The following is a 13,168-nucleotide window of genomic DNA, read 5'->3' as shown; positions in this document are numbered from 1 at the left end:
AAGGGGGGAGATTGGCAGCTTCGGCGCCGCCGCACACCCTGCACCGCCGACAACTGGCGAAGGCCAGCCGGGCATCCGATCTCCCCCATTGAGGGGGAGATGGCCGGCAGGCCAGAGGGGGGCGGACAAGCTCGGCATTTGAGGATTACGCTACAGCCATTTGCTGCAGGCTGACCAGGCGCTGAATGCCTTTCTTGGCCAATCCCATCAGCGCCGCGAACTGTTCTTCCGAGAAAGGCTCGCCCTCGGCCGTTCCCTGGATCTCGACGATGCCGCCCTTGCCGGTCATGACGAAATTGGCGTCGGTGCCGGCCGAGGAATCCTCCAGATAGTCGAGGTCGATGACCGGCTGCCCGTCATGGATGCCGCAGGAAATCGCCGCGACATGATCCTTGAGCACCTTGGCGACGCTGGCCATCTGCCGGGCCTCCATCCAGCGCAGGCAGTCGTACAGCGCCACCCAGCCGCCGGTGATCGAGGCGGTGCGGGTACCGCCATCGGCCTGGATCACGTCGCAGTCGACGGTGATCTGCTGTTCGCCCAGCGCATGCAGGTCGACCACGGCGCGCAAGGAACGGCCGATTAGCCGCTGGATTTCCAGCGTGCGCCCGCCCTGCTTGCCGGCGGAAGCCTCGCGGCGCATGCGCTCGCCGGTCGAGCGCGGCAGCATGCCGTATTCCGCCGTCACCCAGCCCTTGCCGGAATTGCGCATCCAGCTCGGCACCTTCTCCTCCAGGCTTGCCGTGCACAGCACATGCGTGTCGCCGAACTTCACCAGGCACGAGCCTTCCGCGTGCTTGGAGACGCCGCGCTCGAAGGAGATGGCGCGCATTTCGTCGGCTTGGCGTTTGGAGGGGCGCATTCAGGCTTCTTTCATGTCATTATTTCGGAATCGTGGCCGGCTTGTAGCCGCACGGGACGTGAGGCGCAAAGGAAAATGGACCGGGTTGCGCGGGCGCTGCCTGAGTCTATATCTTTGGGCCGGAGGTTTTTGGCTCGAATGACCAAAGCAGTCGCCGATCCCGGTTCGCAGTTGTCCGCACTCCAGTCGCTCGACACGCGTTCGCGCGACATCTTTCGGCGCATCGTCGATTCCTATCTCAAGGATGGCGATCCGGTCGGCTCACGCAGCCTGTCGCGTATCCTGCCGTCCTCGCTGTCGCCGGCCACCATCCGCAACGTGATGAGCGATCTCGAGCATCTCGGCCTGATCTATGCGCCGCATATCTCGGCCGGCAGGCTGCCGACCCAGGCGGGCCTGCGCTTCTTCGTCGATGCCTTCATGGAGCTCGGCGACCTCTCAGACGAGGAGCGCCGTATCATCGAGGCGCAGGTACGCGCGTCCGGCTCGGGCGCGACGCTGGAACACATGCTCACCGAGGCCAGCCAGATGCTATCCGGCATGTCGCGCGGCGCCGGCCTCGTGCTCGCCGCCAAGAACGAGGCGGCGCTTAAGCACATCGAATTCATCCAGCTCGAGCCGACCAAGGCGCTGGCCGTGCTGGTCTCGCAGAACGGCGATGTCGAAAACCGCGTCATCGACCTGCCTGCCGGCGTCACCGTTTCGCAATTGCACGAAGCCTCGAACTTCCTCAACGCCCATATCCGTGGCCGCACGCTTGCCGAGGCGCGGGTGGAGATCGCCCGCATCAAGGAAGAGACCAGGGCCGCACTCGACACGTTGTCGCAGGAGCTGGTCGAAAAGGGCCTGGCGGTCTGGGCGGGCGCCGAAAGCGGCCTGCCGGCGCGTCTCATCGTGCGCGGCCGCGCCAACCTGCTGGAAAATGTCACTGCCCAGGCCGACATCGAATTGCTGCGGCATTTGTTCGAGGACCTGGAGACGCAGGACGGCCTGATCCAGCTTCTCGACCTCGCCGAGGAAGGGCCCGGCGTGCGCATCTTCATCGGTTCGGAGAACAAGCTGTTTTCACTGTCGGGCTCGTCGCTTGTCGTCGCGCCCTATCGCGACAAGGATGCCCGCGTCGTCGGCGCGCTCGGCGTCATCGGCCCGACGCGGCTGAATTATGCCCGCATCGTGCCGATGGTCGACTATACGGCGCAGCTTATTTCCCGCATGCTGCGCTAAGGGGAGCCGCGAGGAGACAAGATGGCGCTGGAATCGTTCAAGGCCCAGATCAGCCTGTTGCTTGAGGAAATGATCAACCAGCCCGAGGATCAGCATGAAGTGCAGGAGCAGCTGCGCGAAAAGCTGAGGGAAATGCGCGCCATGGGCCTGCCGTTGCCGGCCGATCTCGTCGCCTTGGAAAAGCGGCTCGACGACGATTTTTACGCGGCCGGAAACTGATACCCGAGAACCAGAACGGCCGAAGCCTCTTCAATTCCCCGTGTACTGGACGCGTGAGGCGGAACGACCGTCGAGCCCGGCCGTTCCCGTTTCCTACGGCGTCGCGCCCTTTGGGGATGCGCAAAGGGCTAGGTGAAAACCCGGAGGAAGGATGATCCGATTTGCCGGCTTTGCGGCGGCTGCCCTGCTTCTTGCGACAACCGCGTTTGCGCAACAGGCGGACCAGCCGGTACTAAAAGGCAAGGCAGCCTTCGGCGGCTGGAAGGCCGACAGGCCTGGCGTGCGCCGCCTGATCACGCCTGACGATCTGCAGGCGCCTGACGTCAGCCAATCCTCATCGAACAGCGCCAGCCCCGTGGAAAGGGCCACAAGCGCCGGGCCGCAATTGCCGCCGGGCTTCTCGGCCGAGATGATCGTCTCCGGCATCGACAATCCGCGCGTCGTCCGTGTCGCGCCGAACGGTGACCTGTTCGTCGCCGACAGTGAGGCCGACCAGATACGCGTCTATCGCCTCGCCGAGGGCAGTGCGAAGCCTGCCGAGAAAGCCATCTTCGCCAGGAACCTCACCCAGCCTTACGGCATCGCCTTCTATCCACCGGGAGACAAGCCGCAATGGGTCTATGTCGCCAACAGCGACAGCATCGTCCGCTTCCCCTATCGCGACGGCGACCTGAAGGCCTCCGGTGGGCCGGAAACCATCGTCGACAATATTCCTTCGACGCATCACTGGACCCGTGACATCGCCTTCTCGCCGGACGGCAAGACGCTGTTTCTCTCCGTCGGCTCCGGCTCGAACGTTGCCGAGGACATTGGAGCGGAGCCGGAAGGCGGCTTCGATGCCTGGACGAAGTCGAAGCCTCTCGGAGCTGCCTGGGGTTCGGAGGACGGCCGCGCCGACGTTCTGGCCTACGACCCTGATGGCAACAATGGCCGGACCGTCGCCACCGGATTGCGCAACTGTTCGGGCATGACCGTGCAGCCGGCGACCGGCGCGCTCTGGTGCGTCGTCAACGAGCGCGACGAGCTCGGCGACAATGTGCCGTTCGAATACGCCACGACCGTCAAGGACGGCGCCTTCTATGGCTGGCCCTGGTATTATATCGGCGACAATGAGGATCCTCGCCATCAGGGCGAGCGCCCCGACCTTGCCGGCAAGGTCACCCTGCCAGACGTGCTGATGCAGGCGCATTCTGCACCGCTCAACATCGCCTTCTACGACGGCAAGAATTTTCCGGCCGATTATCAGGGCGATGCCTTCGTCGCCCTGCACGGTTCGTGGAACCGTGATGTCAGGACTGGCTACAAGGTGGTGCGGCTCAAGTTTAGGGATGGCAAGCCGACCGGTGAATACGAGGACTTCATGACCGGCTTCGTCATCTCGAATGACGAGGTCTGGGGCCGTCCGGTCGGCGTGGCGGTGGCCAGGGATGGCGCGCTGATCGTCAGCGAGGACGGCAACGGCAGCATCTGGCGCGTCACCTATGACGACGGCCGGTCCTGACCGGCAGCGTCCCCGATAGCGCTTTGGCGCAATCGATTTAGGCCCTCAGGGAATTCACGCCTGTCTTCCTTGGTGCGACAAGGTGCCGTCTTAAAACGATTCCGATTCTCGGGGTCATCCGCCAAGGCCAAATATGACCCTTACCGGATTCCTTGCCTACAGTGCCGCCCTTGGTATCGCCGCCGCCATTCCCGGTCCGGGGCTCACTGCGCTCATTGCGCGTGCGCTTGGTTCCGGTTTCCGCTCGGCACTTGCCATGTCCTTCGGTCTGATGCTCGGCGACCTCACCTATCTCACCGCGGTGGTGCTCGGCCTCGCCTTCGTCGCGCAGACCTTCGGCATGGTCTTCCTGGCGATCAAATGGCTTGGCGTCGCCTATCTCGCCTTCCTTGGCTGGCGCTTCTGGACCAGCGGCATCACGCCCGAAACGATCGAGGCCAGGAAAGGCAAGGGCGGGCTGCTGTCGAGTTTTATTGCCGGCCTCGCCGTCACCCTCGGCAATCCGAAGACGATGATCTTCTATCTTGCCATCACGCCGACCATCGTCGACCTGAAGACCATCACGCTCGCCGACTACGGCATCCTTGTCGCACTCACCGTCATCGTCCTGCTGGTGGTGCTGGTGCCCTATCTGGCGCTGGCGGCCAAGGCGCGCGGGTTGCTGAAATCGCCGCGGGCTCTCAGGGCCCTGAATCGCACCGCCGCCGGCTTCATGGTCGGGGCAGCGGCAGCGATCGCCGCCCGCCAATAGCCCTGTTTCGGCCAAACCATTCCGGAATCAAGGCACTCCGGGAAATGCTTTTCCGGGGTGAAGATGTTTTCAGCATGCACCCCACTCGGATATTTTCAAGCGACAGCCTATCTTGCGCGCCTGAAAGCACTATCCTGTCAGCCCTGTTACCTGCCTGGACCCCTGGGAGCGAAACCAAATGAACAAGCCCGTCACCTCCGCGCGCGTGCCCGGCCGCGGCCGCGTCTACAATTCGATCACCGAGACGATCGGCGACACTCCGCTGGTGCGGCTCGACAAATTCGCCAGGGAAAAGGGCGTCGTCGCCAATCTTTTGGCCAAGCTCGAATTCTTCAATCCGATCGCCTCGGTCAAGGACCGCATCGGCGTGTCGATGATCGAGGCGCTGGAGGCATCGGGCAGGATTGCGCCCGGCAGGACCACGTTGATCGAGCCAACCTCCGGCAACACCGGCATCGCGCTTGCCTTCGCCGCCGCCGCCAAGGGCTACAAGCTGATCCTGACCATGCCCGAAACTATGTCGGTCGAGCGCAGAAAAATGCTGGCGCTGCTCGGCGCCGAGCTGGTGCTGACCGAAGGGCCGAAGGGCATGAAGGGCGCCATCGCCAAGGCCGACGAGCTGGCCGCGACGCTGCCCGACGCTGTTATCCCGCAGCAGTTCGAGAATCCCGCCAATCCGGAAATCCACCGCCGCACCACCGCGGAGGAAATCTGGAATGACACCAATGGCGAAGTCGACATCTTCGTCGCCGGCATCGGCACCGGCGGCACCATCACCGGCGTCGGCCAGGTGCTTAAGCAGCGCAAGCCCTCGGTGCATGTCGTCGCCGTCGAGCCGGAAGCTTCGCCGGTGCTGTCGGGTGGCCAGCCCGGCCCGCACAAGATCCAGGGCATCGGCGCCGGCTTCGCGCCGAAGATTCTCGACACCACGATCTATGACGAGATCGTCAGGGTCTCGAACGAGGATTCGGTCGCCAATGCCCGCCTCGTCGCCCGCCTTGAGGGCGTGCCGGTAGGCATCTCGTCTGGTGCCGCCCTGCAGGCGGCGATCGTCGTCGGCTCACGGCCGGAGAACAAGGGCAAGAACCTCGTGGTCGTCATCCCGTCCTTCGCCGAGCGCTATCTGTCGACGATCCTGTTCGAAGGGCTCGGAGCTTAGGTGATCCTCCCTTCATCATCCCAGGGCGGAGCGAACGCGAAGCGGAGCGCAGACCCTGGGATCTAATGCTGTGACGGTGGCCGAGGAATGCCGTGGTGCAGAATGAACTATGGCGATCCTTCGCGCCCCCTCTGCCCCGCCGGCGTTGGTAGACTTGAAACTCTTGAAAAGCTCTGCCGTTCGCGCTCAACTTGAGGGAGTTGTGGCCTCGCCTCGGTTCCTGGTGAGCTTCGACCGTTCCGTCTGCAGGAAGCGGCGCAAGGCGGGATCGCGCTCGAGGCCGATCGCCCGCTCGTAAGCTGCGGCCGCTTGCTGAGTTTTGCCGAGCTTGGCCAGGAGGCCGGCGCGCGCCGCCCAATAGGGCTGATAATCAGCGAGCCGCCTGTCGTCGCCGATCGCGTCGAGCGCGTCGAGACCCGCGGCGGCGCCCCCGGCCTCGGCAATCGCCACGGCGCGGTTGATCGCCACCACCGGCGAGCCGGCAATCGAAAGCAGCGCGTCGTAAAGCTGGCGGATCGCCGTCCAGTCGGTGCGGCCGCTTCGCCGCCGCGCTGTGTGGGCGGACTGCACGGCAGCTTCCAGCTGGTAGCGGCCGATGATCGCCTTGGCCGCGGCGCGTCCCAGCAGCGCTTCCGCCTCGTCGATCAGCGTGTCGTCCCACAGCGCGGTGTCCTGCTCGGCGAGCGGCACGAAGTTGCCTTCGGGGCTGCGCCGTGCCGCACGGCGTGCTTCGGCGAACAGCATCAGCGCCAGCAGGCCGAGGGCCTCCGCCTCTTCCGGCATCAGCGAAGCCACCAGCCGGCCAAGCCAGATGCCTTCGGTGGCGAGGTTGCGCCCTCGCGTCTCGGTGCCGACCGGATCGGACCAGCCCTCGGCAAAGGTGGCGTAGATCGCTTCCAGCACGGCGTCGAGCCGCTCGCCGAGTTCGCTTCGTTCCGGAACGCGGAAGGGGATGCCGGTCTCGCGGATACGGCCCTTGGCGCGCACCAGGCGCTGGCCCATCGTTGCCGGCGAGACCAGGAAAGCCGAGGCGATCGTTGCCGCGTCGAAGCCGAGAATGGTTTGCAGGATCAGTGGCGCGCGCGCGCTCGCGTCGATCGCCGGATGGGCGCAGGCAAACATCAGCCGCAGCCGCTCGTCAGGGAAGTCTTCGTCAGCCGTGCGTGCTTCCACCTCCTCGGCGACCAGCCTGAGATGGTCGCGGCCCGCCTCGCTGGTCAGCCGCCGTCGGACCGCGTCGACACGCCGCCGCCGTGCCACCGCAAGCAGCCAGGACTCGGGCCTGTCTGGCACACCAGTTTGCGGCCAGCGTTCGAGTGCCGCCGCAAAAGCGTCGGCCAGCGCGTCCTCGGCGCCGGCGACGTCGCGCGTGCGCGCGGCGAGATAGGCGACCAGCTTGCCGTAGCTTTGCCGAGCGGCCGCTTCCGCCGCCGCCCGCGCGATCTCCGGGCGATTGTCCATCACATCGTCATTTCTCAGATAGGTACTCGGTCATTTCCCAGATCGGTCGCACCTCGACCGTGCCGGTGCTGGCTGCCGGACAGCGCGCAGCCCATTCGATGGCCGTGTCGATGTCCGTCGCCTCGATCATGTAGAAGCCGGCAAGTTGCTCCTTGGTGTCGGCATAGGGGCCGTCGAGCACGTTGGTCTTGCCATTGGCCATCCGTACCGAGGTGGCCGACTGGGTCGGCTTCAGCCGATCACCGGCGAGCCAGGCGCCGGATTTCTTCAAAGCCTCGGTATAGGCGCCATAGGCCGCGCTGATCTCGTAGGTCTTCTCGGTCGGCGCAGACGCCATTGCGGCCTCGTCGTTGTAGATCAAAAGCATGTAGCGCATGGTTCTTCTCCGTTGTTTTTGAAGGCCGCGTCGTTGCGGGCCGGACATATGTCGCGCGGCCTTGTCCGATTTCGACAGGCATCGAAGAAATCTTCGGCTCGGATAGCGTCTTGCGCAAGCGGGTTGCGCATCGCTCAACCGTTCGTCTAATGCCCGCAATTGTCGGTTGGCATTTCCCGCCCGCTGTCTAAACTCGCCCCGGTTCGTGCTGGGGAGGGCGGTGCGATGCCAATATTTCAGGGAGGAAATCGTATGCTTAATTTCAGGACGAAATTTGTTGCCGCCGGCGCGGTGGCGCTGGCGCTCGGCCTCGGTGCGGTGTCGGCCGGGGCGCAGGAATTCATCAACGTGCTGACCGGCGGCACTTCCGGCGTCTACTATCCGCTCGGCGTCGCGCTGTCGGGAATTTACGGCAAGGGCATAGAAGGCGCCCGCACCCAGGTGCAGGCGACGAAAGCCTCGGTCGAGAACCTCAATCTGTTGCAGCAGGGCAAGGGCGAGATCGCCTTCGCGCTCGGCGATTCCGTCAAGCTGGCTGCCGAGGGTAACGCCGAAGCCGGTTTCCCTGGCAAGCTCGATAAGCTGCGCGGCATCGCCGCCGTCTATCCCAACTACATCCAGATCGTCGCCAGCAAGGAGTCCGGCATCAAGACGCTCGCCGACCTCAAGGGCAAGAGCCTGTCGGTCGGCGCGCCGGCCTCCGGCACCGAGCTCAACGCCCGCACCATCTTCGCCGCCGCCGGGCTGAAATACGAAGACCTCGGACGCGTCGAGTACCTGCCCTTCGCCGAATCGGTCGAGCTGATCAAGAACCGCCAGCTTGACGCCACGTTGCAGTCGGCCGGCCTCGGTGTCGCCTCGATCCGCGACCTCGCCACCTCGGTGCCGATCAACGTTGTCGCCGTGCCGGCAGAGGACGTCGCCAAGATCGGCTTGCCGTATCTTTCGGTGGTCATTCCCAAGGGAACCTATCAAGGCCAGGACGAGGATGTCGCGACCGCGGCCGTCGGCAATTTCCTCATCACCAGCGCCGATGTCTCCGACGAGACCGCCTATCAGATGACCAAGCTTCTGTTCGAGCATCTCGATCAGCTGGTCGCCGCCCACGCTGCCGCCAAGGCCATCGATCCGGCCAAGGCGCTCACCGGCATGCCGGTGCCGCTGCATCCGGGCGCCGAGAGGTACTACAAGGAAAAGGGACTGATGAAGTAGGGCGTGCCCTCCCCCTTGAGGGGAGGGTGCCGAGCGAAGCGAGGCGGGTGGGGTCTGTTCAGGCCGTGCACTGCCGCAACGACCCCACCCGCCCATCCGCCTTCGGCGGCTGTCCACCCTCCCCTCAAGGGAGGGAAACCGCCCGCCAGGAGCCGCCAATGACCGACGTCCGTCCCGAAACCCCGACCGTGCTTTCGCCTTCCGCCGAGGCCCCCGTCGAGGGCCTGCCGCCGGGTTTTGGCGAAGGGGCCGCCGGCAAGGCGGCGTTTCTCATCGCCATCGCCTTTTCTGTCTTCCAGCTCTACGTCGCCGCCTATGGCAGCCTACCGAGCCAGGTGGTGCGTGCCATGCACGTCGGCTTCCTGCTGCTGCTCGGCTTTGGCCTGGTCGCCAACCTGCGCGCCACCAGCATGCCAGCGAAGGCCGGCTTCTGGGCGCTCGGCGTGCTCGGCTTCGCCACCGGGCTGTACAATTGGGTGTTCTATGCCGACCTCATCCGCCGCTCCGGCTTCCTCACCACGCCGGACCTGATCGTCGGCGCTGCGCTAGTGGTGCTGGTCTTCGAGGCGGCGCGGCGGCTGATGGGGCTGCCGCTGGCTGTCATCGCTTTCATCTTCCTTGCCTACTGCTTCGTCGGCAATCACCTGCCGCCGCCCTTCACCCATCGCGGCTACGACTTCGCCCAGCTCGTCGATACCTTCGCCTATGGCACCGAAGGCATATACGGCACGCCGATCTACGTCTCGGCCGCCTATATCTTCATCTTCGTCGTTTTCGCCGCCTTTCTCGAACGCGCCGGCATGATCGCGCTGTTCAACGACTTTGCTCTCGGCCTGGTCGGCTCGTGGCGTGGCGGCCCGGCGCAGGTCTGCGTCCTGTCCTCGGCGCTGATGGGCACCATCTCCGGCTCCGGCGTCGCCAATGTGGTGGCCAGCGGCCAGTTCACCATCCCGCTGATGAAGCGCTTTGGCTTCCGCTCGGCCTTCGCCGGCGCCGTTGAGGCGACCTCCTCGATGGGCGGCCAGATCATGCCGCCGGTCATGGGAGCGGTCGCCTTCATCATGGCCGAGACCCTGAACATCCCCTATGCCGACGTGGTCAAGGCGGCGATCATCCCGGCGCTGCTCTATTTCGGCGCCTGTTTCTGGCAGGTGCACCTGGAAGCCGGCAAGGCGGGCCTGCACGGCATGGCCAAGGCGGACCTGCCCAATCCGTGGGATGCGGTGAAAAAACACTGGCCGCTGGTGCTGCCGCTCGCTGCACTGGTCTACCTGCTGTTTGCCGGCTACACGCCGATCTTTGCCGGCACCATGGGCCTGGCGCTGACCATCGTGCTCATCCTCGGCACGCCGCTGGCGGCGTTGATCGGGCCGCTTGCCTTCCGCGTCGTCTTCTGGCTGGCGCTCGGGCTTGCCGCCGCCTCTTTCATGAGGTTCGGCGTCAACATCCTCAGTCTGGTGATCGCCGCACTCATTGTCGCCTGCTTCACCTTCAAGGGTGGACGCGAGACGCTGCTCATCTGCGTCGACTCGCTCGCCGAGGGCGCCAAGAACGCACTGCCGGTCGGCATCGCCTGCGCCATTGTCGGCATCGTCATCGGCACGCTGACCCTGACTGGTATCGCCTCCACCTTCATCGGCTGGATTATCTCCATCGGCGAGAACAATCTGTTCCTGTCGCTGGTGCTGACCATGCTCACCTGCCTGGTGCTTGGCATGGGCATCCCGACCATTCCCAACTACATCATCACCTCGTCGCTGGCCGGGCCGGCACTGCTGTCGCTCGGCGTGCCGCTGGTGGTCAGCCACATGTTCGTTTTCTATTTCGGTATCATGGCCGACCTCACCCCGCCGGTAGCGCTCGCTGCCTTCGCCGCAGCACCGATGGCCAGGGAGAGCGGCCTCAAGATCGGCGTCCAGGCCACCAAGCTGGCCATCGCCGGCTTCGTCGTGCCGTTCATGGCGGTCTACACCCCGGCGCTGATGCTGCAGGATCCGGGCCCGATCGCCGCCCAATTCGGCTATCCCGTCGAGGTTGCCTACATCGTCGTCAAGGCATGCATGGGCATCGTCCTGTGGGGCGCCGCTGCCGTCGGGTTTCTCGCCCGACGCATGGCCTGGTGGGAACGCTTCGTCGCCTTCGCCGCCGGCGTGCTGCTGGTTGCCGCGTTGCCTCTCACCGACGAGACCGGCTGGGCGCTGTCGCTGGCCTGGATCGGCTGGCACTATTGGCGGGCGCGGCAGGCGTCCAGCGCCGCATGAGCCTCTGCATCCTGGCCGCTGGCAAGACGGTGACGCTCGCTGTCGCCGCCTTTACGCTTTCGTGGACGCATTCGGTGGAAAAGATCCGTTGGCAGGAAGACTGGCGGGTAACACCATCCGGGTTGCAGATTGTCGAAGCGCGGATCAAGGGCTCGGGCGCCGGTATGGAGCCGCCGGAAGGCTCGGTGCTGAGAGACGGCTGGTGGGTCTATAAGCCAGAGATGCGGCCGCAGCGGCGCCTCGTGCTTGCCGCCTCCGGCGCGACGGGTGAAGGCTGGACGCTGTGTACGGCTCAGGATTGCCGTGAACTGGGTAAGGCGGCAAGGGACACGATCTCGCTGGAGCCGTGCGAACTGGGCCCCGAAGGTTCGAGCCAGCCGCGGTAGCGCAACACCCCCGACGGCCGACCTGCCCGGCATATTCGGCAAGGCCGAAGCCTCTCAAAGCCCGACCTCAATCAATCATTCGCCCCTTCATCTCGGCGGAAGGGATCTCGCAATGATCCTTTCTGCCGAACAGGGCGTAGCGGTTTTTCGCGACACGGTCGTAAAGCCAGCCGCGAACAGGGCGCGGCAGCAGCAGCAAAAATTTTGCCGCCCGCCAAGGCCAGCCCAGTTCGGCCATGACGGCAATGAAACTGTCCAGCCGAGTAAAAGCGGCGCCGTCGATGATGACCAGATTGGTCTCGTAAGAATCCGTGCGCAGCCCGTGCTTCCTGAACAGCGCTTCGCCGAACGGCGACTGCGCGGTTGCGAAGCGGAAGCGGCTTTTTCGGTCGAGCCTGACCACCATGCGCACGAAGCCCGAGCACAGCACGCAGACGCCGTCGAACACGATCAACGGCGGGCCTGTATCGAAGACTTCAGGAGGATGGTTTGGCTTGATGGTCACGTAGCGCTCGGCAGCTTATGTCCTGGGACATTAAGCCTGCCGGCGGCTGTATCAAAGCCCTGGCGTTGTCGCACGCCGCCTGTCGGCCAGCGCGGGACGCTCCGCACGATAGGTGGTTGCGCGATGATCTGCGGCCGGCCTGCAGATCCGGCTGTCATGATGGCTCTCAAGGGTCATGGTCAGTGTGCGCTGACGCCGAGTGAGTTGCCGCGGCGCGCGCAGGCGGGGCCAGGGCCGCGCATGTAATAGCGCTCAGGCCGATAGGTCGGCGCGACGAATTCGCGGATGGCGGCAGCATAGCCGGCGATGTGATTCCAGAAGTTCATTTTACTTGGTCCCTGTCCCGATTTCGGATGTCCCTTCCGAATTGCGGGGATCATAGCGTCGAGGCGTGAATAGTCGGTGAACGCGATGTTAATCTCTGCTCAAAAACGCCTTGGTTCGTGGCCGGATTGCGGCTGATTCGGGGTGTTTCCGTGCAGTTCGTCAGCATTTCGATCGATGTGACTTTTGCATCACATATGTTTCGCCTGAATGCCGCTCAGGGTGCGGTTCTGTTTCAATCTTGGCCGCATTGCGAAATATCCGTGCTTGCCGCCGGAAACTCAGGAACCCGTCCCGCGACCCGCACGTTGACTATCGAGGCTGGGCGCGCTCCCGGCCGAACGGACGGCCGTCTCCAAGGCGGAGCCGCCGTCAAAAATCCCGACACAGCAAGAGCAACGGAAAGGCAAAAGCCATGGGTCTCTTTTCGAAAGACATCAGGACGCTGGACGACCTCTTCGTGCACACTTTGCGCGATGTCTATTATGCCGAACGACAGATCGAAAAGGCGCTGCCGAAGATGATCGACAACGCGACCGATCCGCAACTGAGGGCCAGGTTCGAGAAACATCTCGACCAGACCAAGGGTCACATCCAGCGCCTCGAGCAGGTGTTCGAACTGCTTGGCGTCAAGGCCAAGACGGTCAACTGTCCCGCTATCAATGGCATTCTCGAGGAAGCCGACGAAGTCAGCAGCGACATCGACGACAAGGAGGTGCGCGACGCCGCCTTGATCGCATCCGAGCAGGCGGTCGAGCACTATGAGATAACCCGCTACGGCACGTTGATCGCCTGGGCCAAGCAGTTGGGTCGCAGCGATTGCGCCAATGTCCTGGCAAACAATCTCAAGGAGGAGCAGGCGACCGACCGCAAGCTCACCGAGATTGCCGAAAACAGGGTCAATCTTCAGGCCGCCTGATGATGTAT

14 protein-coding genes are annotated in these 13,168 nt (G+C 64.4%); 9 read left to right on the top strand and 5 right to left on the bottom strand.

Going from position 1 to position 13,168, the window contains the following annotated elements:
* Positions 1 to 145: 145 nt before the first annotated feature.
* Positions 146 to 862 carry a ribonuclease PH gene (gene rph / locus EN859_RS23840; protein WP_127855212.1) on the bottom strand — a complete coding sequence of 239 codons (717 nt, stop codon included), beginning with the start codon at positions 860 to 862 and terminating at the stop codon, positions 146 to 148.
* 138 nt (positions 863 to 1,000) lie between these two features.
* On the opposite strand from rph, the gene hrcA reads away from it, so the two are divergent.
* From hrcA to cysK, 5 genes are all read left to right on the top strand, one after another.
* Complete coding sequence (hrcA, locus tag EN859_RS23835; protein WP_127855213.1) at positions 1,001 to 2,086, top strand: heat-inducible transcriptional repressor HrcA; 1,086 nt, start codon at positions 1,001 to 1,003, stop codon at positions 2,084 to 2,086.
* A gap of 21 nt (positions 2,087 to 2,107) precedes the next feature.
* Positions 2,108 to 2,305 carry a hypothetical protein gene (locus EN859_RS23830; protein ID WP_127855214.1) on the top strand — a complete coding sequence of 66 codons (198 nt, stop codon included), beginning with the start codon at positions 2,108 to 2,110 and terminating at the stop codon, positions 2,303 to 2,305.
* A gap of 151 nt (positions 2,306 to 2,456) precedes the next feature.
* Entirely contained in the window at positions 2,457 to 3,806 is a 1,350-nt protein-coding gene (locus tag EN859_RS23825) for a sorbosone dehydrogenase family protein (protein WP_127855215.1), read from the top strand.
* 133 nt (positions 3,807 to 3,939) lie between these two features.
* The gene (locus EN859_RS23820) at positions 3,940 to 4,557 is read left to right on the top strand and encodes a LysE family translocator (protein ID WP_127855216.1); all 618 of its coding nucleotides are present in this window, start codon (positions 3,940 to 3,942) and stop codon (positions 4,555 to 4,557) included.
* Between the two features lie 178 nt (positions 4,558 to 4,735).
* Complete coding sequence (gene cysK / locus EN859_RS23815) at positions 4,736 to 5,716, top strand: cysteine synthase A (RefSeq protein ID WP_127855217.1); 981 nt, start codon at positions 4,736 to 4,738, stop codon at positions 5,714 to 5,716.
* A 186-nt stretch (positions 5,717 to 5,902) separates the two neighbouring features.
* Here the strand turns inward: cysK and EN859_RS23810 are convergent, their stop codons facing one another.
* Together EN859_RS23810 and EN859_RS23805 are read right to left on the bottom strand one after the other, a co-directional pair.
* Positions 5,903 to 7,177 carry a DUF6596 domain-containing protein gene (locus tag EN859_RS23810; RefSeq protein ID WP_127855218.1) on the bottom strand — a complete coding sequence of 425 codons (1,275 nt, stop codon included), beginning with the start codon at positions 7,175 to 7,177 and terminating at the stop codon, positions 5,903 to 5,905.
* A 7-nt stretch (positions 7,178 to 7,184) separates the two neighbouring features.
* Positions 7,185 to 7,553 (bottom strand): YciI family protein, encoded by a 369-nt coding sequence (locus tag EN859_RS23805; RefSeq protein WP_127855219.1) that lies wholly within the window; start codon positions 7,551 to 7,553, stop codon positions 7,185 to 7,187.
* Between the two features lie 252 nt (positions 7,554 to 7,805).
* Here EN859_RS23805 and EN859_RS23800 point away from each other — a divergent pair, with 252 nt between their 5' ends.
* From EN859_RS23800 to EN859_RS23790, 3 genes are all read left to right on the top strand, one after another.
* Complete coding sequence (locus EN859_RS23800) at positions 7,806 to 8,765, top strand: TAXI family TRAP transporter solute-binding subunit (protein WP_127855220.1); 960 nt, start codon at positions 7,806 to 7,808, stop codon at positions 8,763 to 8,765.
* A 158-nt stretch (positions 8,766 to 8,923) separates the two neighbouring features.
* Positions 8,924 to 11,026, top strand: coding sequence for a TRAP transporter permease (locus EN859_RS23795; RefSeq protein ID WP_127855221.1), 2,103 nt, complete (start codon positions 8,924 to 8,926; stop codon positions 11,024 to 11,026).
* Entirely contained in the window at positions 11,023 to 11,412 is a 390-nt protein-coding gene (locus EN859_RS23790) for a DUF1850 domain-containing protein (RefSeq protein ID WP_127855222.1), read from the top strand. The genes EN859_RS23795 and EN859_RS23790 overlap by 4 nt, the downstream gene beginning before the upstream one ends.
* Positions 11,413 to 11,479: 67 nt before the next feature.
* Here EN859_RS23790 and EN859_RS23785 read toward each other — a convergent pair whose 3' ends face one another.
* Both EN859_RS23785 and EN859_RS23780 read right to left on the bottom strand, forming a co-directional pair.
* Complete coding sequence (locus EN859_RS23785; protein WP_245525677.1) at positions 11,480 to 11,860, bottom strand: DCC1-like thiol-disulfide oxidoreductase family protein; 381 nt, start codon at positions 11,858 to 11,860, stop codon at positions 11,480 to 11,482.
* 236 nt (positions 11,861 to 12,096) lie between these two features.
* Entirely contained in the window at positions 12,097 to 12,243 is a 147-nt protein-coding gene (locus EN859_RS23780) for a hypothetical protein (protein ID WP_127855223.1), read from the bottom strand.
* A 413-nt stretch (positions 12,244 to 12,656) separates the two neighbouring features.
* Between EN859_RS23780 and EN859_RS23775 the strand changes: the two genes are divergently transcribed.
* Positions 12,657 to 13,160, top strand: coding sequence for a ferritin-like domain-containing protein (locus EN859_RS23775; protein WP_127855224.1), 504 nt, complete (start codon positions 12,657 to 12,659; stop codon positions 13,158 to 13,160).
* The last annotated feature ends 8 nt before the right edge of the window (positions 13,161 to 13,168 follow it).

Origin of the sequence: Mesorhizobium sp. M00.F.Ca.ET.216.01.1.1 (assembly GCF_004010325.2) — a bacterium.
GTDB lineage: Bacteria > Pseudomonadota > Alphaproteobacteria > Rhizobiales > Rhizobiaceae > Mesorhizobium.
The sequence above is the reverse complement of the archived record's forward strand: the minus strand, read 5'-3'. Positions and strand labels throughout refer to the sequence as shown.

Bases quoted from the DNA above. Each gene is read 5' to 3' on its own strand.
- rph (WP_127855212.1), bottom strand. From the start codon at position 862: ATGCGCCCCTCCAAACGCCAAGCCGACGAAATGCGCGCCATCTCCTTC.
- hrcA (WP_127855213.1), top strand. From the start codon at position 1,001: ATGACCAAAGCAGTCGCCGATCCCGGTTCGCAGTTGTCCGCACTCCAG.
- EN859_RS23830 (WP_127855214.1), top strand. From the start codon at position 2,108: ATGGCGCTGGAATCGTTCAAGGCCCAGATCAGCCTGTTGCTTGAGGAA.
- EN859_RS23825 (WP_127855215.1), top strand. From the start codon at position 2,457: ATGATCCGATTTGCCGGCTTTGCGGCGGCTGCCCTGCTTCTTGCGACA.
- EN859_RS23820 (WP_127855216.1), top strand. From the start codon at position 3,940: ATGACCCTTACCGGATTCCTTGCCTACAGTGCCGCCCTTGGTATCGCC.
- cysK (WP_127855217.1), top strand. From the start codon at position 4,736: ATGAACAAGCCCGTCACCTCCGCGCGCGTGCCCGGCCGCGGCCGCGTC.
- EN859_RS23810 (WP_127855218.1), bottom strand. From the start codon at position 7,177: ATGGACAATCGCCCGGAGATCGCGCGGGCGGCGGCGGAAGCGGCCGCT.
- EN859_RS23805 (WP_127855219.1), bottom strand. From the start codon at position 7,553: ATGCGCTACATGCTTTTGATCTACAACGACGAGGCCGCAATGGCGTCT.
- EN859_RS23800 (WP_127855220.1), top strand. From the start codon at position 7,806: ATGCTTAATTTCAGGACGAAATTTGTTGCCGCCGGCGCGGTGGCGCTG.
- EN859_RS23795 (WP_127855221.1), top strand. From the start codon at position 8,924: ATGACCGACGTCCGTCCCGAAACCCCGACCGTGCTTTCGCCTTCCGCC.
- EN859_RS23790 (WP_127855222.1), top strand. From the start codon at position 11,023: ATGAGCCTCTGCATCCTGGCCGCTGGCAAGACGGTGACGCTCGCTGTC.
- EN859_RS23780 (WP_127855223.1), bottom strand. From the start codon at position 12,243: ATGAACTTCTGGAATCACATCGCCGGCTATGCTGCCGCCATCCGCGAA.
- EN859_RS23775 (WP_127855224.1), top strand. From the start codon at position 12,657: ATGGGTCTCTTTTCGAAAGACATCAGGACGCTGGACGACCTCTTCGTG.